The 24275-nt window shown below is 38.3% G+C and carries 20 protein-coding genes; 7 read left to right on the top strand and 13 right to left on the bottom strand.

Annotation, left to right across the window (positions count from 1 at the left end):
* Nucleotides 1-8: 8 nt before the first annotated feature.
* Nucleotides 9-530, bottom strand: coding sequence for a 5' nucleotidase, NT5C type (locus PXG98_RS06015; protein WP_276389588.1), 522 nt, complete (start codon nucleotides 528-530; stop codon nucleotides 9-11).
* A gap of 196 nt (nucleotides 531-726) precedes the next feature.
* Here PXG98_RS06015 and PXG98_RS06010 point away from each other — a divergent pair, with 196 nt between their 5' ends.
* Complete coding sequence (locus tag PXG98_RS06010; protein WP_276389586.1) at nucleotides 727-1374, top strand: SanA/YdcF family protein; 648 nt, start codon at nucleotides 727-729, stop codon at nucleotides 1372-1374.
* 21 nt (nucleotides 1375-1395) lie between these two features.
* Complete coding sequence (locus tag PXG98_RS06005) at nucleotides 1396-2655, top strand: NRAMP family divalent metal transporter (protein WP_276389585.1); 1260 nt, start codon at nucleotides 1396-1398, stop codon at nucleotides 2653-2655.
* Nucleotides 2656-2666: 11 nt separating this feature from the next.
* Here the strand turns inward: PXG98_RS06005 and acs are convergent, their stop codons facing one another.
* From acs to PXG98_RS05960, 9 genes are all read right to left on the bottom strand, one after another.
* On the bottom strand, nucleotides 2667-4574 hold the full coding sequence (acs, locus tag PXG98_RS06000; protein WP_276389584.1) for an acetate--CoA ligase: 1908 nt from the start codon (nucleotides 4572-4574) through the stop codon (nucleotides 2667-2669).
* A gap of 9 nt (nucleotides 4575-4583) precedes the next feature.
* Nucleotides 4584-6275, bottom strand: coding sequence for a sodium:solute symporter family protein (locus PXG98_RS05995; protein WP_276389582.1), 1692 nt, complete (start codon nucleotides 6273-6275; stop codon nucleotides 4584-4586).
* Between the two features lie 23 nt (nucleotides 6276-6298).
* Nucleotides 6299-6559: a DUF4212 domain-containing protein gene (locus tag PXG98_RS05990; protein ID WP_276389580.1), complete on the bottom strand. Its 261-nt coding sequence runs from the start codon at nucleotides 6557-6559 to the stop codon at nucleotides 6299-6301.
* A gap of 142 nt (nucleotides 6560-6701) precedes the next feature.
* The gene (locus tag PXG98_RS05985; protein ID WP_276389578.1) at nucleotides 6702-8636 is read right to left on the bottom strand and encodes an OmpA family protein; all 1935 of its coding nucleotides are present in this window, start codon (nucleotides 8634-8636) and stop codon (nucleotides 6702-6704) included.
* Nucleotides 8637-8647: 11 nt separating this feature from the next.
* On the bottom strand, nucleotides 8648-9634 hold the full coding sequence (locus tag PXG98_RS05980; protein ID WP_276389576.1) for a PorP/SprF family type IX secretion system membrane protein: 987 nt from the start codon (nucleotides 9632-9634) through the stop codon (nucleotides 8648-8650).
* Nucleotides 9635-9642: 8 nt separating this feature from the next.
* Nucleotides 9643-13170: a T9SS type B sorting domain-containing protein gene (locus PXG98_RS05975; RefSeq protein WP_276389574.1), complete on the bottom strand. Its 3528-nt coding sequence runs from the start codon at nucleotides 13168-13170 to the stop codon at nucleotides 9643-9645.
* Nucleotides 13171-13329: 159 nt separating this feature from the next.
* The gene (gene fabD, locus PXG98_RS05970; protein ID WP_276389572.1) at nucleotides 13330-14211 is read right to left on the bottom strand and encodes an ACP S-malonyltransferase; all 882 of its coding nucleotides are present in this window, start codon (nucleotides 14209-14211) and stop codon (nucleotides 13330-13332) included.
* A 47-nt stretch (nucleotides 14212-14258) separates the two neighbouring features.
* Nucleotides 14259-14777, bottom strand: coding sequence for a gamma carbonic anhydrase family protein (locus tag PXG98_RS05965; protein WP_276389570.1), 519 nt, complete (start codon nucleotides 14775-14777; stop codon nucleotides 14259-14261).
* A 166-nt stretch (nucleotides 14778-14943) separates the two neighbouring features.
* Nucleotides 14944-15939: a PorP/SprF family type IX secretion system membrane protein gene (locus PXG98_RS05960; RefSeq protein ID WP_276389568.1), complete on the bottom strand. Its 996-nt coding sequence runs from the start codon at nucleotides 15937-15939 to the stop codon at nucleotides 14944-14946.
* Between the two features lie 121 nt (nucleotides 15940-16060).
* Here PXG98_RS05960 and PXG98_RS05955 point away from each other — a divergent pair, with 121 nt between their 5' ends.
* From PXG98_RS05955 to PXG98_RS05935, 5 genes are all read left to right on the top strand, one after another.
* Nucleotides 16061-16963: a NifU family protein gene (locus PXG98_RS05955; protein ID WP_276389566.1), complete on the top strand. Its 903-nt coding sequence runs from the start codon at nucleotides 16061-16063 to the stop codon at nucleotides 16961-16963.
* Nucleotides 16964-17031: 68 nt separating this feature from the next.
* Nucleotides 17032-17232, top strand: coding sequence for a dodecin family protein (locus tag PXG98_RS05950; RefSeq protein WP_276389564.1), 201 nt, complete (start codon nucleotides 17032-17034; stop codon nucleotides 17230-17232).
* Nucleotides 17233-17329: 97 nt separating this feature from the next.
* Entirely contained in the window at nucleotides 17330-19363 is a 2034-nt protein-coding gene (locus tag PXG98_RS05945; RefSeq protein ID WP_276389563.1) for a thioredoxin domain-containing protein, read from the top strand.
* A gap of 73 nt (nucleotides 19364-19436) precedes the next feature.
* Nucleotides 19437-20258 carry a mechanosensitive ion channel family protein gene (locus PXG98_RS05940; protein ID WP_276389561.1) on the top strand — a complete coding sequence of 274 codons (822 nt, stop codon included), beginning with the start codon at nucleotides 19437-19439 and terminating at the stop codon, nucleotides 20256-20258.
* 50 nt (nucleotides 20259-20308) lie between these two features.
* Entirely contained in the window at nucleotides 20309-20974 is a 666-nt protein-coding gene (locus PXG98_RS05935; RefSeq protein ID WP_276389559.1) for a hypothetical protein, read from the top strand.
* On the opposite strand, the gene tsaB is transcribed toward PXG98_RS05935, so the two are convergent.
* From tsaB to PXG98_RS05920, 3 genes are all read right to left on the bottom strand, one after another.
* A complete protein-coding gene (tsaB, locus tag PXG98_RS05930; protein ID WP_276389558.1) occupies nucleotides 20967-21650 on the bottom strand; it encodes a tRNA (adenosine(37)-N6)-threonylcarbamoyltransferase complex dimerization subunit type 1 TsaB in 684 nt (227 codons plus the stop codon). The genes PXG98_RS05935 and tsaB overlap by 8 nt on opposite strands.
* A gap of 71 nt (nucleotides 21651-21721) precedes the next feature.
* Nucleotides 21722-23062 carry a TolC family protein gene (locus PXG98_RS05925; RefSeq protein WP_276389556.1) on the bottom strand — a complete coding sequence of 447 codons (1341 nt, stop codon included), beginning with the start codon at nucleotides 23060-23062 and terminating at the stop codon, nucleotides 21722-21724.
* Nucleotides 23063-23108: 46 nt separating this feature from the next.
* Nucleotides 23109-24248: an efflux RND transporter periplasmic adaptor subunit gene (locus PXG98_RS05920; protein ID WP_276389555.1), complete on the bottom strand. Its 1140-nt coding sequence runs from the start codon at nucleotides 24246-24248 to the stop codon at nucleotides 23109-23111.
* Nucleotides 24249-24275 lie beyond the last annotated feature (27 nt).

Below are 24275 nucleotides of genomic sequence, written 5' to 3'. Positions count from 1 at the left end.
TAACCCTACTAAAGGAGCAAGGAAGCTACATCTCCCCAAGTATTTACTCGTTCAAAACCATTGGTATTTACATTGTGAGGAGAGGTAAACAGAAGAGATCTGCCCTCAAAACTTTCTAGATTATACTTTCTGTCGTCTATTAATATGTCTCCCTTAAGTATATGTTTATTTCCACATAATATCCTTTGTTGCCAGGGAATAAAAGGAAAATACTCTTCTAACCAATAGTGTTTCTCTTCTAAAGAATTAGGGAACTGCATTGCGGCAGAGGCTATATAAATGTTATAATATTTATCCAATTCTCGCACAACCTCGATACTATTTTCAATAGGTTTCAAATTGCGAAAGAAGCCCTTTTCATAACAGTGTTCATGTATACTGCTTTGTCTTTCTTTTGGCACACTTTGCCAAACTTCTCCACCCAAACAATCTTTTTTAGAGAGCGATTCATTATAAACGTCGTTATAAAATCTAATATGAGCACCGTAGGTATCGGCCAGCACTTCATCCATATCAATAAATAAGGTCATAATCTTTTCCGGTTTTTACGAAGTACGGAAAAATACCTTAATTCCAGAACTTCATTTACAATGTTTACTAAAATTTGATACACAAAACACTTTTCGTTAAAACCGAGCAGCAGTTTTTCTTTATTTATACAGTAAAAATCCTTTTTTACGCCTATTAAATTTAGTAGTATCTTTCTCTAATAATTTCAAAACAGCTATGACTCGTATTTTCAAGAACAAATATTTTACGCTCTTTGCCTTGATTATTGTTCCGTTTTTATTCATTCTTGTTTTGGCAAATTTAACCATTACCCAGTCTGTAAAAGGTAAGACCTACAATGAGGTTAGTAAGATTCCCACGAACAAAGTTGGCTTGGTTCTTGGCACTGCGAAAATGTTGGTAGATGGAGGTGCAAATCCTTATTATACTAACAGAATACAAGCTACCATAGCCCTTTACAGTGCGGGTAAAATAAGTTTTGTGCTGGTAAGTGGAGACAATGGAAGTATTTATTATAATGAACCAAACACCATAAAAAAAGATCTAATAAATGGCGGAATTCCAGCGGAAAAAATATTCCTTGACTACGCAGGATTTAGAACTTTAGATTCTATGGTAAGAGCAAAATACATCTTCGGACTTGAAAGGGTAACGGTAATATCTCAGGAATTTCACAACGAAAGAGCTATTTATCTCGCTGATAAAAAACGATTAAAAGCGATTGGCTTTAACGCAAAGGGAATTTCAGGAAAAGAAGGCATAAAAGTGCAATTTCGAGAATACTTTGCCAGAGTAAAGGTTTTTATTGACCTTATTCTGAATACACAACCTCGTTTTTACGGCGAAAGAGTAGAAATAAAATAATTCATACAATTAGTTTTGAGAATGGTCAATTCAAAAATTAAAATTTTGTTAAAAAACTTAGGTCCTGGTCTATTATTTGCAAGCATGGCCATTGGCACTTCTCACCTTGTTCTCTCCACTAAAGCAGGAGCACAATACGGCTGGGTTATGGTGATTCCCATAATTTTAGCAAACTTCTTTAAATATCCTTTTTTTGAATATGGTATCCGTTATACCAACGTGACCAATAAATCTCTTATCGAAGGCTATTTAAGACGCGGGAAGACCTATTTATGGCTTTATGCATTTATTACACTCGTTACAACTTTTACCATACTGGCTGCTCTTTATGTAGTGACGGCGGGTCTGTTTATTAATTTATTCGACTTTAAAGAAGCTTCCATAGGGATCACGGCATTAATTCTTTTCTTTCTGATAAGCACTTTACTTATTATTGGCCGCTATAGGTTTTTAGAAATTTCTTTGAAATATATTATTTCAATTTTATTTATTGCCCTTTTCGTAACTACACTGTTAGTAATTTTTAAGGGTCCTGTTGAGAAAGTAAATGAATTTAGAGCTCCGGCAATATTTAATGAAGCGAGTATACTATTTTTAATTGGTTTAATTGGGTGGATGCCTACGGCTGTTGAAGCTTCGAGTTGGTTAAGTCTGTGGAGTCTAGAAAAATATAAACTAGAAAAAAGCAAACCTACCCTCCGAGAAGCGCTTCAAGAATTTAATTCCGGATATGTTATGACCGCGGTTCTAGCCGTATTTTTTTTAATCATAGGATGGTTAACACTATATGGAACCCAGACAGAATTAAGCAGCAACGCCACGGTCTTCGCAGATCAGGTTGTAAATCTATTTACCACCCACATCGGACAATGGGCATATGTTTTTATAGCCATTTCGGCTTTTGCCACTATGTTTAGCACCTGCATGACTGCCCATGATGCTATTTCAAGAGTAAGTATAGATATTATAGGGCATCTATCCAACAAGAAAAAGACACTTAACAATAAAAAGTACTATGCATTGGCCGTAGTTGTATTAGCGACGATTAATTTTGCCGTAATAAGTGTTTTTGGCGCTAACATGGGATTTTTAGTAGCCTTGGCAACCTTTATATCCTTTGTTTTTGCCCCTATCGTTGGATATATGAACTTAAAAAATGTAATGAGCCATGACTTGCCCAAACAATTTAGACCTCGGGCCGGAATGCGCCTGTTAACCTACGCCGGAATGCTATTTCTATCCTTTTTCGCTATCTATTACTGTTGGATGTTATGGGTATAAATCTAAGTTACCTATAGAGAATTCTTGTGAATCTCCTCTACCACTTCCGGGTTTAAAAGCGTACTAATATCGCCCATATTGGAGGTGTCTTTAGATGCGATTTTCCTTAAAATACGTCTCATTATTTTTCCGCTGCGTGTTTTGGGCAGTCCTGAAACAAACTGAATTTTATCTAGTTTGGCTATAGGACCTATTTGCTCTGTTATTTGCTGATTTATCTCTTTTCTCAGGTTATCCCTGTCCCTTACTTCTCCAACTTCCTTAAGGATTACAAAACCATATAAGGCATTACCTTTCACATCGTGGGGAAAACCGACTATGGCAGACTCTGCTACCGCCGGATGTTCATTAATGGAATCCTCTATTGGGGCAGTTCCTAAATTATGCCCGGAAACTATAATAACATCATCAACTCTTCCCGTAATCCTATAATAACCAACGGCGTCTCTCAATGCTCCATCCCCTGTAAAGTACTTATCTTCGTAGGCCGTAAAATAGGTGTCTCTATAACGATCGTGATTCCCCCATATAGTTCGTGCCATAGATGGCCATGGAAACTTAATACAAAGTCTTCCGTCTACTTGTACCCCACTAATTTCTTTGCCTTCTTCATTCATAAGAGCCGGCTGAATCCCTATAAATGGTAAGGTAGCGTAGGTGGGGGTAGTTGGCGTTACAAATGGTATTGGAGAAATCATTATACCACCTGTTTCTGTTTGCCACCAGGTATCCACAATTGGACTTTTCCCTTTCCCAACATTGTTGTTATACCAATGCCAAGCTTCCTCGTTTATTGGCTCGCCAACAGAGCCCAGAACACGCAAAGAAGATAAATCATACTTCTCCACATAGTCTAAGTTTTCCTTAGCCAAAGCTCGAATTGCAGTTGGTGCCGTATAGAACTGGTTTACCTTATGTTTCTGAACCACTTCCCAAAACCTCCCATAATCGGGATACGAAGGAACACCTTCAAACATAAGGGTTGTAGCTCCATTAGCTAAAGGCCCATATATAATATAAGAGTGACCGGTTATCCAACCAATATCAGCAGTACACCAATAAACATCTCCATCTTTATATTGAAAAATATTTTTAAAGGTATAAGCCGTGTAGACCATATAACCTGCACAGGTATGTACCATCCCCTTAGGTTTTCCCGTAGAACCTGAGGTGTACAGAATAAAAAGGGGGTCTTCTGCCGCCATTCTCTCCGCATCAAAATCAGCATAGGCATTATCCAGTAAAGGTTGCAACCATAAATCCCTGTCCTTTTTCATACTTATCTTGTTTCCCGTTCTTTTGGCAACAAGAACCTTTTTTATACCCGGGCAAGTCTTTAGGGCAACATCCACGATTTTCTTCAAATCCAAAACTTTCTTCCCTCTATAGGAACCGTCGGAAGTTATAATCATATTACATTCACAATCATTTATTCTGGCAGCCAAGGCGTTTGAAGAAAAACCTGCAAAAACAACCGAATGTATGGCACCAATTCTGGCACAGGCCAATACTGCATAAGCCAGTTCCGGAATCATTGGCAGATAAATACATACCCTATCTCCTTTTTTTACACCCTGTTCTTTGAGAACATTAGCCATCCGGCATACCTTCTCGTGAAGTTTACCATAAGTAATATGTTGCGCGGGCTCCTCCGGATTATTTGGTTCAAAAATAATGGCAGTCTTATTCTTTCTGGTAGGCAAATGACGATCTATACAATTCTCTGTAATGTTCAATTCCGCGCCCTCAAACCATTTAATCTCTGGTTTTTTAAAATCCCAATCCAAGACTTTATTCCATCTTTTTCGCCAAACAAAATGTTCTTCAGCTATTTCTTCCCAAAATGTTTCTGGGCGTTGCACAGATTTTCTATATACCTGAAAATATTCTTCTAGGTGTTTAATATGGTAATTACTCATAAATTTAAATTAATGGATATTCGCTTCTTTTACACCACTAGGAATTCGAATCCTCTCAACAATTTCCTGTACCTCATCAGGAGGATCTGGAGTAAAATAAGAAATTATTATCGAAACTATAAAGTTAATCAACATAGCCACAGTACCAAATCCTTCGGGAGATATTCCGAACCACCAACCGTCCTTTCCTCCTCCTTCGAACATATCAAACTTAAACCTGAGCATGTAATACATCATTAGTAATATACCGACGACCATTCCGGCGATAGCACCTTCTTTATTCATTTTTTTGTAAAAGATTCCCATTACGATGGCCGGGAAAAACGAAGCTGCTGCCAGACCAAAGGCTAATGCCACGGTGGCGGCTACAAAGTCAGGAGGATTTATACCAAAATACCCCGCTATACAAACAGCAACCACAGCAGACATTCTGGCGATTAGTAATTCGGCTCTATCTGAAATATCAGGTCTAAATTGCTTTTTAATTAAATCATGGGACACTGAGGTTGAAATTACCAAAAGAAGTCCGGCTGCTGTAGACAAGGCAGCCGCCAATCCTCCGGCCGCCACCAGTGCAATCACCCAATTAGGCAAGTTTGCAATTTCAGGATTAGCCAGAACCGTGATATCGGGATCTACGGTTAATTCGTTAGCATTCTTATCGGCAACATATTGAATTAGGCCATCCTGATTCTTATCCTCAAAAACAACCAGACCAGTAGCCTCCCATTTAGAAAACCATGAAGGCATATCCTCATACGGTTGGTCGCTTACGGTTTCAATTAAATTTGTACGTGCGAATACGGCTATTGCAGGTGCCGTAGTATATAATATGGCTATAAATAAAAGAGCATAACCCGCAGACTTTCTAGCGTCTCTAACGTTAGGCACTGTAAAAAACCTGACGATAACATGAGGCAGGCCTGCAGTGCCTACCATAAGCGCTGCCGTAATAAAGAAGATATCTATCAGTGGTTTGGAACCATCGGTATAAGAATCAAATCCTAATTCGGCTGAAAGTCCGTCTAACTTATCTAGTAAATATACCCCTTCGCCAACAACCTCCGAGCCCATTCCTATTTGGGGTATTGGGCTACCTGTCATTTGTATAGAAATAAAAATAGCGGGTACCATAAAGGCGAATATCAAAACACAATACTGTGCTACCTGGGTATAGGTAATACCCTTCATGCCTCCTAAAACGGCATAAAATAAGACGATAATCATTCCAATGATTACCCCTGTATTTATGGGTACTTCTAAAAAACGGGAAAAAACCAGGCCCACACCTCTCATTTGGCCGGCCACATAGGTAAAAGACACTAATAAAGCACAAATAACAGCCACCGTTCTAGCAACATTAGAGTAATATCTATCTCCAATAAAATCTGGCACGGTAAATTGGCCAAATTTTCTTAAATAGGGTGCTAATAAAAGTGCTAATAAGACATAACCACCGGTCCATCCCATAAGGTAAACCGAACCGTCATATCCGGTATAAGATATAAGACCCGCCATCCCTAAAAAAGAAGCAGCAGACATCCAATCTGCGGCTGTAGCGAGTCCATTTGCCAAGGCAGGCACACCACCCCCGGCTACATAAAATTCTTTTGTAGATCCGGCCCTAGACCAGATAGCTATTCCTATATAAATAGAAAATGTAAGTATTACAAGAGCAAGTGTCCATGATTGAACATCCATAATTTAGCAGGTCTTAGGTGATTTTAATTCTTATCAAATCCAAACTTTTTGTCCAGGCTATTCATGAGACGAACGTAGATAAAAATGAGAACTACGAAAACATAGATAGATCCTTGCTGAGCAAACCAAAAACCCAGTTTAAAACCACCGAGATGAAAAGCATCGAGCTCTTCTTTTAGCAATATTCCGAAAACATAAGAAACAAGGAACCAAATAGACAATAGAACCGTCACGTAGCGAAGGTTCATTTTCCAATATTTTTTCGCATTAGATACTGACTTCATTCTAAGAATTAATTTTTCTAAATATAACTAATACTGAATACTAAAAAGAAAGAGGAGGAAAGTTTTTATAGTTTTTCACAAACGAAAGTCTCTTTTGGAAGAAATCCAAGTATTTAAGTAATAGACAAAAATTCAAAATTATTTAAAACAGCAACTCGTAGTTTAAAACAACCAATAATTGTCTCTCGTTCTTGTTGTGAAATTGTTCCAGGCAAAATACCCCATTGGTGCAGTTATTAAGTATTTTATCTTCCCCATAACCTACGGTATAAAGGATGTTTGAGGAGGAGACCCCATGGTCTAGCAAATAATCTCTAATAGCCTCAGCCCGTCTCTGTGACAACCTAAAATTGGTTGCTCCTCCACCCCGGCTATCAGTATGCGATTCTATTCTCAATTGAATGTCAGGAAAACTCGTAATAGCATTAATGGCCTTATTTAACTCGGTGGCTATTTCTGGAGTAATCTGATACTTTCCTTTGCCAAAATAAAAAGGTTCCATTTTTAAGACCGTCTGATCCTCACGCTCTTCAACTAAATCATCAATCAACAGAATTCCCTTATTCCAAGCGCTACCCTCTGCCTTTCCAGAAGCATATAGTTCTTTTATCGGGGCATATCGTTCTTTGGAAATCTCTACATAAATCGAATCTCGCCATGGAATTTCTAGTCTATAAGTTCCATCCTCTTTAGTATAAGCTTCTTTTAAGACTTCATCATTGAGATCTATGAGCTTAACCAAAGCTTTATCTATGACTGCTTTAGAGGTAGTGTTGGTAATAGATCCAGAAACCACCAAAGTTTTTATTCCCGGTTTTTCATCTACCAAAAAGCCATATATATCGTCCCCACCTTTTCCTTCTATTCTATCGGAAGAGAAATATCCTACCATTCCTTTCCCTGCCGTTAAATTATCTTTCATTATAAATCCAAAATCGTCCTTTTCAGAATTTAAACCTTTGCCTAGATTAATTGGCGTACTAAAAGATCCATCTACCTGTACTTCAGACTTATATATATCCATTCCTCCCAAACCATAAAAGACATCGGAAGCGAAGTAAAAGCTATTTTCATATACGAACGGAGAAACTTCATTACCTGGGGTATTAATCCGAGGCCCTAAATTTATAGGAGCCGACATTATCTTTCCTTCATTAGTATTTACGTAATAAAGGTCTGTTCCGCCATAGCCCGAGGGGAAATTTGCAGCAAAATACAGTCTGGCATTCGACGCGTCGTAATGCGGGTAATAAAAAGAAGTGCTTAGGTCTCTAAGAATAAATTGCGAATCCCCGTTAGAGGCAGTTTTCATAATGGCCAAGCTATTCTTGCCATTTTCATCAAAGGCCAAAGCTCCTTCTTCTGCGTTTGAGGTAACAAAGAAAACCGTATTCATTTGTTCCGAATAATACGGCGTAGCCTGGTGGTATTCGGAACTAGGAATTTTAGTAAAAGGATTGGGATTAAGAATCTGATAATCACTGCCAATTCTTGACACAAAAATATTCAAATACTCTTCATTCGCCTTTCCTCTCTTCTTATTAGGGTCTATACGCCTAGAGCTTGTAAACAGTAATCTGTCATCCTTGTAAAAGGATGGAGAAAAATCTGCCGAACTACCATTAGAATTGATATTAAAAATCTCATAGTTAAGATCCCCAGCACTTGCGGAACTTTGTAATTCATAATTAAATTCAGCATTTTCTAATAATTCTGGAGACAGAACATCCGATTTGGTAGAAAGAAATGCACGCACCCTATCTTGTCCGGAGGTCCTAGACATGGCGTTCAGCATATTGTTAAAGTGAAAAGGCGAAATGGAATCGTTCTCTTTATACAATGCTAAATAAGTATCCGTAGCACTTTTATACTTTTCTACGTGCAAATAAGAAGTAGCTAAATTTAACCTCTTTTGCCTGCTTAAAGGTTCTTTTATGTTTTCTTTATTGTATTCCGAAATAGCACTGATATAGTTATATTCAAAAAAGTATTTATCCCCTTTAGACCAATTCTCTTGCGCCAAAAGAATAGTCTGAGCGCATAAAACGATTAAAAATAATAAAGATCGATACTTCATTTTAACTAGAATTAGAAAAACCTGGGGGAATCTATTTGCTTGGGCTTACCTTTTAAATTATCATTTTTATTTCCATTTTGGCCACTTCCCCTACCTATATAGAACTTCAGAATAACTTCATGCGAACCATTATTATAATCCCCTAAAGGATTGGTATTATAATCATAGGAATACCCGGCAAATAGTCCATTGGAAATTTGAAACCCTACCAAGCCACTTACTGCATTGTCTACACGATAGGAGGCACCAACGGTAAACACATCACTTATTAAGAAGTTTGCAGAACCGTTAATTGTTGCAGGTGCTCCGGAAATTAAATTCACCAATACTGCAGGTTTAAATTTAAGGTTACTTGACAAATCAAACACATATCCACCAATAAGATTAAACTGCAGCTTATCATCAACAATAGCGGCTACCTCGTCATTGTAAATTCCATCGGTTAAAAAATTTGGTGCAGAGGCACCAAGATACCAATTGTCGGCGTATAAGAAAAGTCCAGCACCTATTATAGGATAGAATTCATTGATAGTCCCTCTATCTAAAATTGGCTCCCCGGGATTCTCAAAATCTCCCTTAGAAAAGTCCACATTTAGAAACGAACCACCGGCATCAATCCCAAAGGAAAGTCTGGTATTCTCCGAGATATTTAATTGGTAAGAATAGGAAATATCCACATACGTACTTGTTGTTGGCCCTAACTGATCGTTAACCACGTTAAAACCCATTCCATTGCGTTTATTGGCAAAAGGAATATTTGTTCCGACACGAATAGTCCGTGGTGCTCCATCTATATCTATCCACTGTGCTCGGTAGAGTGCAGAAATATCCATAGACTCTACGGTACCAACATAAGCCGGATTAAAGCTCCCAATATTATACATATACTGCGTATACTGAGGTTCTCTTTGAGAAAAACTCCAATGAAAACAAAACAGAACTACGCCCAAAAAAGTTAAGGCTCTTAGAGATTTTGATTTACTTGATGTACAAGTCATTATCGTTATTATCTTATTATTTGAATCCAGCCTTTTCTTATTGCAGAACCATCACCCAAGTCTAATACATAGAAGTAAGTGCCGTCGGGGACCGCTTCATTATTTCTAGTGCCATCCCAGGTATCGCCGTCTACCATTCTCCTGGCCTCATGAATTAAATTTCCATACCTATTATAGATTTGTATAAAATTATCTGGGTAGTCTGCAAGACAATTAATTTTAAGCAAGTCATTCGTGCCATCCCCATTGGGTGAAAACTGATTAAAAATAAACCCGCACTCTTCTGTACTTCTCTCATTAACCAGCACCTCTGCCGATGCTTCATTATTATCCGGATTCCCGTCAATTGGGGAAGAACTAATAAGCCTTGTTGTATTAGTATAAGTCCCTGCCACCAACGGCACCCTCGCTGTAATCTCCAGACTGGCCTGCGCACCTAAGGCTAAGGTGGGTATGGTCCATTCTCCTGTAGCATCATTATAGTCTCCAGTACTGGCAATATGACTCAGATATTCAAAGACACCATTTAATAAATTGTCTTCTATTACAATATTCGACATAATACTTTCCAGAGACTGATTAGTTGCCAATATGGTAAAAACAACCTCATCTCCAGCCAGGGGTCTTGCACTTATCACAGATTTCTCAATTGCAATATCTACCCCCTCGGGTACATCCACTTCTACGGTCACGGTAGCCGAATCGTTGCTGCTATTATTATCTATTGGAAAAGAGCTTAACAGTTCTGCTGTATTGGAATAATCTCCTTCTTCTAATATAATTACATCAATATTTAACACGGCAGTATCTGTGCCTTGCATTTCTTCAATAGTCCAAATGCCCGTGTCTGGGTCATAAACCCCTAAATTGGTTATAGAAGAAACAAACTCAAATCCGCTTTGAATAAAATCTCCTACTTCAATATCTAAAATTCTTCGTTCCAAAAGGTTGTTGACGGTTAAGGTAAAGGTAATTTGTTCTCCGGTTGCCGCTGAGACGGGATCTACCGTTTTAAGAATCTCCAAATCAATAGGATCTGGATTACAGTCGGGCGTTAAATTGGGATCACATGCGTCTAAGGGATCCGTACCATTATCCACTTCTTCACCATCCAAAAAAGAGTCCCCATCTGTATCTGGATTTGTGGGATCTGTACCAATTATAGCTTCTTGTCCATTGGTTAGTCCGTCATTGTCTGTATCTATTCTGCAATCCGTTACAAAGATGATTACTTCTGAGGAAAGATCTGTACAAGGGGCCACGGCATTGTTGGTGGTATAACTAAAAATATAATTTCCATCCGGCAGACCTTCAAAGTTCACGATATTATCACTCCCTATTACTGCGCCTCCTCCGGAAGGATCATTACTTATGGTCCAGGCACCTGGATCCTGCCCCGATATAAAATCATCAAGATCAGCTGTCGTAGGGCCTTCAATAGGATCGCTACAAGCCGAACCATTGGTTGTTATCCCCGGATTTGGTTCTATGTTTACCACTACCTGTACCTGAGACCTCGGAGAGGTACACCCATTTGCTGTTGCTTCAACCCAAAAAGATCGAGTGTCTGTAACATCTGGATTAAAGGTCGAGGATGTAGAAAGCACATCGGAACTCGATGCCGAATCGTACCAATTAAAGTTAGGTGTCTGAACGCTATTCGGAATTTCTCCTTCAACTGTCAGTGTAGCCTGTCCTGGTCCACAGATTATATCCCCTCCAGTTAGTGTTATAAGCGGGGTAAAGTTTACGGTCAGGGTAACTGTATTGGTTGGACTAGCGCATAAATTCGCAGCATCATAATAGAATGTATAATAAGTCCCTGCCGATGGATTGTCTTTTTCAGCCTGATTTAAGTGACCACTTACCTCTAAAGGATCGGGATTTCTGCTCCAAATCAATATGGTTCCTACTGGGGCTGTATTGCCATCTGTATAATCATCTAAGCTTATGCCAGAATCAATGGCATCACAAAATGCATCGGGAATATTGGTGTCTATTTGAGGTGCTAAATCTCCGGCGTCACAACATGGTACTACGGTAATCTCTACGGTTACAGATTGATCCTCACAAGCACCATCCGCTGTATCCGTTGTATAGGTATAAATATAAGTGCCATTTGCAGCACCATCAAAATCTACCCGGTCCCGACCTCCTTGCGGTTCAATCTCTTCCGGACCACTGGTCCACTCCCAGTCTCCATCATCTTCTCCAGCTATTTGATCCTCTAAAAATACCCGAGACTCCCCAAAATCTTCATCACTACAGGCCGTAGCGTTGGTTGTTATACCCGGATTAGGACTAAAATCTAATTCAATTTCTATCTCCACTTCTGGGCTTGCACAGCCATTGGCAGCGTCGTAATAAAAACCATAATAGTCCCCTTCTGATGTTACAATACTGCTTCCAAGGTGATCTCCTGTTTGTAAAGGATCATCATTGGTACTCCAGGTAAGTACTGCTCCGGACGGCGCTGTACTAGTAACATAAGCATCTAAATCCTGGTTAATCGTATCACAAAAGTCTGTAATCCGTCCTGGATCCAAGGTTGGCGCAGTAGTTCCGGCATCACAGGCCTGTTCTATTTCTGCGGATGCACTGGAGACAATATTTTCGGGATTACCATCATTATCTGTATAGATCGCCCCAACTCTTACAAAATTTCCTACATCGGCCTGTACCAGGGTATAGTCCTCTGAATTAGCCCCCCCAATATTAGACCAACCTGTACTTCCGTTTGGACTTCTTTCCCATTGGTATGCCACAGAACCTGGCACCCCATCGGGATCTGTTATATTGGAAGAGAGTACTTCCCTTCGAATCTCTAAACCTGTAAAGCTTATGGTTCCTACCGTATTTGAACTAATAATAGGGCCAATAGTATTGGAGGTAGCCGTTTCCGGATTGGGTCTGTCGTCCGTATAATTTACAACAACACGAATAAAGTTTCCCACATCCGGAAAGCTTAGATTGTAAAAAGCATTGGTTTGCCCGGCAACGGTAGTCCATCCATTTGAACCATCTGGACTTCTTTGCCATTGATAAGTAATAGGAGAACTAATACCGTCAGCATCATTAACCGTCGCAATTAATTGCTCCCCTTGAAGTGCCTGGCCGGCTATGGAAACAGTACCGGGGGTATTAAATGGAAGAATTGTTCCTGTGCCTGCCGATACTAAAGACTCATTTCCGCCCAAATCATCAACATAGGCCGCGGTAACTCGCACACGCCTACCTACATCTGCGGCCTGTAAGGTATACTGAAATGAATTGGCGCCGGCTATATTGATGGTAAAAAATCCTAGGAAGTTCGTACGTTGCCAAACATAGGTAACAGGCCCAGAAACACCATCTGGATCAATGATAACAGAGGTAAGTGTTTCCCCCTGCTCTTCTAGCCCAGTAATGCTAATGCTTCCGTTTTGGGAAAATCCTGTAAAGGAGAATAGCATAAAAAAAAGCAAAAAGCTAAGGACTTTATGCGCTATTTTTTGGGGGCTACTAATGGTTTTAATTTCTTGTTGGATTGCTCTCATAAGAAAATATCGAATCTATAAAATTCAAACCATAGCGTTAATCGGACTGTTCGGTAAAATTGGGAATCAATATTAAGAAAAAACTCCTCTGCGGACTAATAAAATGGCTTAAATATTGGTTTTTCGGATGAAATACCAGAAATCACAACTTTTTACAGCTTAAAGCGATGCGGAGTTCGTTTCCGCTCCAGGCGATATTTTTCTTACCAAACCTTGTAAAACTTTTCCGGGACCAACCTCGGTAAAACTACTACCACCATCTACCACCATTTGCTGAACACTTTGTGTCCATTTAACCGGAGCGGTAAGCTGGGCAATGAGGTTATTTTTAATTTCGGATGGATTAGAAACTGCCGTTGTAGTAACATTTTGGTAAATTGGGCAATGCGGTTTACTAAAGGCTGTTTGCTCTATGGCTGCTGCTAGTTCTTCCCTTGCTGGTTCCATTAATGGCGAATGAAATGCCCCTCCAACGGGTAAAACTAAGGCTCTTCTGGCACCTGCTTCTTTCATAGCGTCACAGGCTTTATGGATTGCATCTACTTCGCCGGAAATCACTAATTGCCCAGGGCAGTTGTAATTGGCTGGCACTACTATTCCGTCTATGGATTTACAAACATCTTCTACAACTTCATCCGCAAGACCTAATACTGCTGCCATAGTACTCGGTACCAGCTCACATGCCTTTTGCATAGCCAGAGCTCTTTTAGATACGAGCTTCAGACCATCTTCAAAACCTAAGGCACCATTGGCAACCAAGGCAGAAAACTCCCCTAATGAATGTCCCGCAACCATATCTGGCTTTATCTTATTTCCCATCATTTCATATAGAATAACCGAATGTAGAAATATTGCAGGTTGGGTAACTTTTGTTTCTTTTAAATCTTCTGGGGTACCTTTGAACATGGTATCCGTAATGGAAAAGCCTAAAATCTCATTTGCTCTTAAAAATAGTTTTTTAGCCCCTGGGTAATTGTCATAAAGATCTAATCCCATTCCAATGAATTGGGCTCCCTGACCGGGAAATATAAATGCCTTCATATTCTCACTTTAAAATTTTGTCAAACATACATATAATTTCTAGCCTTTTAATCTTTCTCTTGAAACCAACTTGCGTATTTCACATAACTATTTGCAATTCGATCTATTTCGCCTTTACTGAGTTCCGGACTAATATCCTTTATTTTCTTTGCTGGCACCCCTGCGAAAATAGATCCCTCTGGCACATGGGTACCGGCAGGCAAAACCGCCCCAGCGGCTACTATGGAATTGCTTCCTACAACACATCCATCCATAATTATGCTACCCATTCCAACCAATACATTATCACGGATTTCACATCCGTGTACTAGGGCATTGTGACCTATAGAGACATTATTTCCTATGGTTGTGGAAGATTTTTGGTAGGTGCCATGAATAACAACCCCATCCTGAACATTCACCTTATTTCCCATTTTGATAAAGTTAACATCGCCACGAATAACTGCACTAAACCAGACACTGCACTGGTCTCCCATTTGAACGTCACCAACAAGGGTAGCATTTTCTGCAATAAAGCAATCTTTCCCCATCACAGGGGTCTTTCCATTTACTGTTTTAATGAGCATAATTGTATGATAAGGTAAATTAATAATGGAAAGTTAGGACAATACTGCCTTATACAGACCCTCTAATTAATCCTTAAAAATACAGTTTTGTAAAAAGATAGCAAACGGAATATATCTAATCTTGAGTTGAGAATAGTACAGAAGAAAACAAGCGGTATTCTATGTCTTAGTTTGCTGCCGGGCAAAAACAATCGAAGCGATTTTCTCTTCGAGGGCCAAAGTCGTAGCCCAAGGTAATTTGATGAAAGCCTCCATTGTCAAGTCTAATGTCACCAGACTGGTAAGAATAATTGTAAGAAAACATAAAACGGTTGTAATTAATTCCCACTATAGGGGTAAACAATTGAAGCCTTTGTTCTCCAAAAGTTCCATCTACCTGAAACTGAGCTCCGTCAAAACTTCTCCGATAGGAAAGTCCGCCCCAGATTGTACCAAAACTAAGATCCCTGTAAACCTTAGCATTTATATCTACTGTTTTCTCTTCGGTAAACTCGGTTAATTGAAAGAGTATGGAAGGTTCTACCCGCCATAAGCTCTTACCAAAAACGTATCCTACAGAAAAAAGATAGCGTCTTAGATTATCAAATTCAATTGCAGTATATAAATCGCGTCCTGTTCCTAATATATTTAATGCCGCCACGTGGGCGTAAAACTCCATATAATTATAACTCATCCCCAAATCCATATTAAAATAGCCAACACTATTATTTCCACCTGTTATAATAGGATCAGGGATAACCGATCTAAATTCTGTTTCGTCTAAATTACTTTGAATAAAACCAACACTTAGTCCAAAAGACAACTGATTTAAGATACGAATGTCTTCTCCAAACTGTAAATGGTGTGCATAAGTTGCCTTCGCACCTGTCTGAGAATGATAGCCATTGGCATCATTAAAAATAATGAGACCCAAACCGCTATTTGTTTCTGAAACCCTAAAATTAGCACTTAAGGTCTGTAGACTGGGAGCCTCATCTACATCGAACCATTGCTCCCTGGCGGTGAGTCTTATTTTACCGCCTTGCCCAACTCCGGCCATGGACGGATAAACCAGATAATAATTATCGGCCAGATAGTCAAAATAAACTGGAATACCTTCCTGTGCATATGCAGATGTAGAGCAAACCACAGTAGTAAAAAAAATGAACAGCAATTTTTTCATCTAAGAATAGGGCGTGTTTATTGAAGTTTCGTTCAAATATAAAGTATAACGGCTATAATACAACATTATTATATAGTTCTAAAAAGTGAAATAGGTTGTATTTTTGTCAAAAAGTAATACGATGAAAGAATTTAATATAACCCTTATAGAGACAAACAATCCGACTATACTAAAATTTGAAGCGAATCATTTTTTAACCAAGGGCGGAAGTTATGAATTTAAAAATATTGACGAGGCCAAGAATTCCCCTTTGGCGCAGCAACTTTTTTATCTTCCTTTTATAAAAACAGTCTATATTTCTGGGAATTTCATCGCCCTAGAACGCTATGATATTGTAGAATGGTCTTCCGTAAAGGATGAGGTTGCACAGCAGCTAGTAGAATATCTCAATGCGGGCGAACCTATATTGCTTGAAGAAGAAAATCCAAAGAAAGTAGCCATTACCATGTATGCCGAGGTTACTCCCAATCCGGCAGTAATGAAGTTTGTTGCAAACAAAAAGATTGTTCCAAGTTTATTTGAATTTAAAAACTTAGATGAGGCACAAGGTTCTGAGCTTGCAAAAAGATTATTCCATTTACCCTATGTTAAGGAGGTCTTTATGGATGAAAACTATGTGTCGGTAACAAAATACGACGCAAGTAACTGGGATGAAATTACCATAGAAATAAGAGAACTAATTCGGAATTTTATAGCCGATGGAAATGAAGTAGTAGATACTAGTTTAGCAATAAAAGCCACTGCCGAAAAAGATTCTATTACACAGGATAACGCATCTTTAGACAGTACTTCCAAAGAAATAATCTCTATACTCGAAGAGCATGTGAAACCAGCTGTGGCAAGTGACGGGGGAAATATTTTGTTTCAGTCGTACGAAGAAGAAAGTAAAACGGTAAATGTAATCCTTCAAGGCGCCTGTAGTGGCTGTCCGTCATCTACATATACCCTGAAAAATGGCATTGAAACCATGCTTAAGAACATGCTGGGAGACAAGGTAGAAGAGGTGATTGCCCTTAATGGTTAAATTAGGTTTATACTTCCTCTGTTTCGCTGGATTTTCGTAATTTAAAGAATCATCATAAAATCTAAATTATGTCTGTTCTAAAAGTTATTGAAGTATTGGCAAATTCTAAGGAAAGTTGGGAAGATGCCACGGAAAAGGCAGTAACCCAGGCTGCTAAATCGGTAAACAATATCCGTTCGGTTTACCTTAACGAACAAAGTGCTACGGTCAAAGATGGTGAAATTGACGAATATAGAGTTAATGTAAAAATCACCTTTGAAGTTAATTAAACTTTGTCTTTCGAAAAACGCCAGTTGGTGTTTTTTTCTTTTATGACGACCCTATTGCCTTCTTTATTAAATAATCTATTTGAACGCTTCCAGGACAATGAATTATAACCATACAAATGCATTAATCAAAGAATCAAGTCCCTATTTGCTACAACATGCTCATAATCCCGTAAACTGGGTGGCATGGTCGGATGATGTTTTAGCAAAGGCAAAAAAAGAGAATAAGCCTTTACTGATTAGTATAGGGTACGCTGCTTGTCATTGGTGTCATGTGATGGAAAAGGAATCTTTTGAGAATCCGGAGGTAGCAAAAATAATGAATAAGCACTTTATCAATATAAAGGTCGATAGAGAAGAGCGCCCGGATATTGATCAAATCTATATGGATGCCCTTCAAATGATGACCGGTCGGGGTGGTTGGCCGCTAAATATAGTTGCCTTACCCAGCGGAGAGCCTTTTTGGGGCACTACCTATTTGAAAAAGGATGATTGGATGCAGGTTTTGACCGATCTAAATACGCTATACCTGAAGGATCCTTCAAAAGTCAGAACTTATGCAAATAATCTGGCAGAGGGAATAAACAGCATCAACTTAATTGAACCCAGTGAAGAAGGAGATACGCCATCCTTAAATATCCTCAGGGAAATGGTCTCTGAATGGTACACTTTTTTTGATTTGGAATACGGAGGCTACAAAAGAGCTCCCAAATTTATGATGCCCACTAATTTAGATTTTTTATTGCATTACGGGGTCTCTATGCAAGATAATACTATCTTGAATTTTGTTCATTTGAGTCTGACGAAAATAGCGTATGGTGGGGTTTATGATCATTTAGCAGGTGGGTTTTCAAGATATTCGGTAGATGATAAATGGCATGTACCTCATTTTGAGAAAATGCTTTATGACAATGCGCAACTTATCAGTGTTTATTCTAAAGCATTCGGAATAAGTAAAAAAACACACTACAAAGAAGTTGTGGAAGAGACTATTAATTTCGTCACCAAGGATTTAATGTCGCCAGATTTTTCTTTTTACTCTTCGCTCGATGCAGACAGCTTAAATAAAAAAAACGAACTAGAAGAAGGGGCTTATTATGTTTGGACTAGAAAGGAACTGACAGAACAATTGGGGGAGCGCTTTACTCTTTTCGAAAAGGTTTACAACATCAATGATTTTGGCTTATGGGAAGATAACAATTACGTTCTGATTCGAGATAAACCACTTAAAAAAATAGCCGTTGAAAACAATATTTCAATTTCTGATTTAAAGACGGTATTGACTTCTTGCAAAAAGGACCTGCTAGAATTAAGGAGTTCTAGAAATGCCCCGCGCCTAGACGATAAAATTCTTTGCTCATGGAATGGTTTAATGCTCAGAGCTTTGACAGATGCATATCGATATCTCGGGCATAAAGAATATCTAAGCTTAGCCATTGGAAACGCAAAATTTATAGACAAGCATTTTATTAAGGAAGATGGGAGTATGTATCACAGTCATAAAAATGGTCAAAGTAGTATTAATGGCTTTCTTGAAGACTATGCTTCAGTAATTGATGGTTTCTTAGGGCTTTATGAAACAAGTCTGGAGGAAGCTTGGCTAGTAAAGGCCAAAAAACTCACCATCTATTGCCTAAAGCACTTTCATGACTCTGGGAGCGAATTATTCTTTTTCACTTCAGACAGGGATACGTTGCTTATTAGACGCACTAAGGAACTAACTGACAATGTGATTTCTTCATCTAATTCCATAATGGCGAACAATCTTTTTAAACTTTCTAAATATTATCCAAAGGATATATTTCGCGAACTTTCCAAAAAAATGCTTCGCAACATCGCGTCAGCGATGACTAAGAACATTTCAAATTATGCCAATTGGGCACATCAGATTTTGTTTCATGAGAAGCCTTTTTATGAATTAGCAATCGTAGGCCCAGACTATAGGGAGCAAATCAGGAAAATTCAAGAAAAATACCTTCCAAATTGTGTGTTTGCTGCTACAGCTAAAGAAAGCACAATAGACATCCTTCAAAACAGAGCAGTTAAAGACAAGACGCTTCTCTATCTCTGTGAATTTGGAACCTGCCAATTACCTACCGAAGAGGCAGAAGTAATTCTAAGAAAGATGCTGTAAAATATATTAGGTATTTAATGCCTATTATTTGGATTTTAGAAGAGCCTTTGTTTAGTTTGCTAAAAATTTAATTATGGAGAAAGTAGAAAATTATCAGGTATATATAGACAAGGCAGTAGCCTGGTTTTTTGAAATCTTACCTAACCTTGTCCTGGCTTTAGTAATTCTTGTGGCTGGCTTATGGCTAATTAAGCTAATCAATAAGTTAGTTAAGAAATTTTTTGACAAAAAAGATTTTGATCCGAGTTTAGAATCTTTTCTTGCCCAGCTTATCAGCATCGCACTAAAAGCTGTACTCTTTGTTTTGGTTATTACGCAATTAGGAGTAGAATCTACCTCCTTAATAGCTGTTTTGGGTTCTGCGGGACTTGCAATCGGGCTGGCATTACAAGGTTCCCTTGCTAATTTTGCTGGTGGCGTCCTAATTCTGCTGTTCAAACCTTTTAAAGTTGGTGATTTTATTTCGGCACAGGGAGTGGATGGAACTGTAAAAGAAATATCCATTTTTACCACCAAAATCAACACCTTTGGAAATCAATTGGCAATAATTCCCAACGGTCAATTATCCAACAATAATATTATAAACTACAATGCCGAAAAAACACGAAGAGATAAAATTGATATCGGCATTGGTTACGGATCCAATATTAAGAAGGCAAAAGAAATTCTTCTTCAGATATGCCGGGATAAAGATACAATCCTAAAGGATCCTGCACCGGAAGTTTACTTGGGCGAATTGGCAGACAGCTCTGTAAATCTTACCCTTAGGTTTTGGGCAAAAAATGAAGAATTTTGGGGAGCTCATTTTCATGTTATGGAAGAATTAAAGTATAAATTCGATGAAGAAGGAATAGAAATTCCCTTCCCTCAAAGAGTAATCCATCAGGAAAATTAGTTGCATATTACTTTTATTTTTCGTAAATTAAATTTGCTAAATAAAACATTATGAGACTTTTAACATATCTTTTTCTTTTCTCCTTTATTGGGGTTACCGCACAATACAATGGAAATTCCTTTACCATGACTCATGGCCAAATGGAATTGGTTTATTATGACGCTCCAACCGTTGGATCGCCCTATCTGGATGATATGTACAAAACGGGAACAACCATTATCAGCAATAATTCTGAGACAAAGAGGTTAATGCGCTATAATGCCTTCTCCGATGAAATGGAATTCTTAAGCAAGCAGGATAAGCCTTTGAAACTTCTTAAGAAAGAGAATATTGTGGTAGAACTTGACGGCAAAACATACAAGGTCTACCCTTATAGATATAAAGGAAAGAAAGCCAAGGGGTATTTTAACCCTCTAAACGAAGGAGAAGTTGTGCTTTATTTACAGCCCAGAAAGAAATTGATTCCTGCAGAAAATATTGAACATGGATATGACGATATTGATCCAGCTCAGTATTTAAACGACTTCAATTACTATCTAAAAAAAGGAGATAATTCATTGGAGAAGATTGACCTGGGTAAGAAAGACATCCTTTATGTCTTACGAGATCGACATGACGAATTAAAAACTTTTATAAAAGAGAATGATCTTAAACTTCGCAAAGAAAGTGATGCCCTGCAAGTCATTGCGTATTACAACGACTTGGCTGTTAATTAATGATCGACTTTTTTGGTTTTTGAGCCACAAACTTCTTTAAATAATCCGGTTCAAAATAGGCATTGTTTTCAAAATTCTGTGCCTTAAATGCTTTGAAAGATAGTTTAGCCAATTCTTTGGACGATGGAACTATGTCTTCCACAAAACTAAAGTTTGAATTTTTGAGTATGGGTTTACATTTAGTGGCTCCATTTCCTACTAAGAATACCTTTTCATTAAGGGAATAGGCTTTAAAAGAAGCTTCTGAAATCTCTTCTACCTTTGTTTCTCTTACTTGTTTTAGCTCGCGGTTATATACGGCAGAATAAACCTCCAATCGCCTTGCATCCAGCAAGGGTATTATAAATCCGTTTTCAATGTTTAGTTGGGATGCCATAGACTCCAAAGTTGAAATAGCTATTAGCGGTATGTCTAGCGCAAAGCAAAGTCCTTTTGCTGCTGAAACGCCAATTCGTAAGCCCGTATAAGAACCCGGACCTTTACTTACTGCTACGGCATCCAAATCTTGGGTGCAGTACTCTAAGTCTTTTAGGCATTTTTCTATAAAAACATGCAAATTCTCCGAATGAGAATATCCCATTTCATTGTGCTCTCGTATAGATATGACTTCTCCGTCTTTCGCCAGAGAAACAGAGCAATTGGTGGTTGCGGTTTCTAAGTTTAAAATTAATGCCATAACAAAAATGCAAAGATAGAAAGACCTACGAAGTAATTCTGTGCAAAGGATATCATTTTAAATAAAAGCTCTTAGTTAAGCACTATTGGTAGTCCAAAATAGAACTCAAGCACCTTAATTCTAAATATATAATCAAACTTTGTTCGTATAACTTCCGCTTCCGCATTATCAACTCTGGCCTGCGCCTGACTATAATCAAATGAATTCATAATACCAACATCAAATCGTTCTTTGGAATAGTCCAATGCCAAGCTTCTAGCCTCCCTCGTTTTTAATGCCGCTTCATAAGCTTTAGAGGTATTTAGCACGTCTACATAAGCCTGGTTAATATTAGTCTCCAAATCGAGCTTATTTTGTTCTAATTGTAGTTCCGCTCGCTTTACATTAATTTTTGATCTTTTAATCCCATTTCTCGTACTGAAACCATTGAATACAGGAATAGAAATTTGAGCCCCAAACGCGATACCATCATTTATCCATAGCTGATCTTTAAACGGAATTACGTCGCCTGTTATTGGATCAAAAAATTGATCAGAATACCTTGTATTATAATTTATAAATGCATCCAAAGAAGGATATGCAGCTCCTTTGGCAATCTGCAAGTCTTTCTTGGCTATCTCAACATTTGTCTCATTGAATTTTATATCCCATCTATAGCTCAATGCTTCGTCAAAAATCACCTTCGGACTATTGCTCATTATCTCCGTAGAAGGCACCTCATAGACTTCATTGGCTATGTCAAAATTTTCATAATCGGTTATTTGAAGTAATTGCGCTAAGCCAATTCTGGATATGAGAACCTGGTTTTCTGCATTGATTATTTGTTGCTCTCGAGTAGCGGCAGTAGCCTCCAGGTCCAACAAATCTCCTTTCGCCACAACGCCTGATTCAACTAATTCTTTCGTTCTAATCAGATCTTGCTCCGTAACCGCATAAAGTGCCTTAGCCACGTTATATGCTTCCTTATTCGAGAGTATATTCAAATAGGCAATTGCCACATTTAATCGAATATCATTCACTAAATCATCCAAGCGATATTGATTTGCAATAGCATTTAACTTAGCTCGATTTAAGCGATGTATATTACGTAATCCATTAAATAAGTTTACTGAGGAAGTAACGCTTCCAGACGAAGTAATTTGCGTAGTATTAACGGGTTGGTTGTTTGTAGGGTCAAAGGAAAGACCGGTATTACTCTGCCCGTTTAGGGTCCCATTTAAGTTAGGTAAAAAATCCCCAATTGCATCCGACTTATCTATGGTAGCATCTTCCAAATCTAGCCTAAACTGTTCAATTGAAATATTATTTTCTAAAGCATAGTTTACACATTCTTCTAGGGTCCAAAGTTTCTTTTGGGAAAACATTACTCCTAACCCTAATAAAAAGAACAAAATTGTTAGCTTACTTCTCATTTTTTAAAATTTGATATATTTATGATTGATTGATTCTTTGGGCATGCTACGTAGTTTCTTCCTCCTCAGTCTCTTCATCTTCCCCCTTTTTAATTGGCTCCGTTTTATTCCAAACTTTTACCTCATCGTCCTCTGAAATTCCAGATATGATTTCTACATTGACCCCATCGGAAATCCCAATTTCTATATCTTTGCGCTCAAATTTCTGATCTCCGACTGAAATTTCCACGTAAGGTTTATCCGTTTCTTTATCAAATTGCAAAAGAGCTTCGGGAATAACCATAACGTCCTCTTTCTTCTCCAATACTAAAGAAGCATTTGCACTGTACCCTGCTCTTATCAATACTCCTTGCTCTACCACAACATCTCCCTCAATTTTAAATTGAACCGCCCCAGACTCTTCTATTCCCTTCGGCGCAATAAACTTTAATTTGGCCTCAAATGTTTCATCTTCAATGGCACCTAGACTAATCTCCAAGGGCATTCCGATTTCTAATTTGGCAACTTCTCCCTCGTCTACCTTGCCTTCAAAAATCATTTTGCCCAAATCAGCTATAGTGGCAATAGTGGTTCCGTCGTTAAAATTATTACTCTGAATAACCTGATCCCCTTCTCTTACGGGAATTTCCAATAAAGTTCCTGTTACGGTGGCTCTTATATTTGTATTTGCACTCGAGGATCCACCGGCCGAACCCAACCGTATAATTTGATAGTCGGCCTTTGCATTCGCCAGTTCCTGTTGCGCCTGATCGTATTGTAATTGCAGATTATTAAAATCCTGATTAGAAATAACCCCTTTATCAAAAAGCGTCTTATTTCTATTGTATTCTATTGTAGTATTATTCAAGGCAATTTCAGCGTTTCGCACCCTTCCCCTAGACTGATTTAAAGCCTGTTCATTTGGCACAACCTTAATAGTAGCTATTAAATCTCCGGCCTTAACCTTAGCACCTTCTTCCAAGAATATCCTATCAATTATTCCAGATATTTGAGGTTTTATCTCAATTTCATCTTCAGGAATAACCTTACCAGTTGCTACTGTTTTCTTTTCAATACTAGCTGTAAAAGGTTTTTTTGTTTCATAAGTAATGGCAGACTTACTATTAGATTTTATAAAAAAAGCGGCTGCCCAAAGTGCTCCTAAAACAACAATTCCAATTAAAACATATTTAAGTATTTTATTCATCTTTATTTGTGTTTTTTATTTAGTGTT

It is taken from the genome of Eudoraea chungangensis, from assembly GCF_029360665.1.
Taxonomy (GTDB): domain Bacteria; phylum Bacteroidota; class Bacteroidia; order Flavobacteriales; family Flavobacteriaceae; genus Eudoraea; species Eudoraea chungangensis.
The sequence above is the reverse complement of the archived record's forward strand: the minus strand, read 5'-3'. Positions and strand labels throughout refer to the sequence as shown.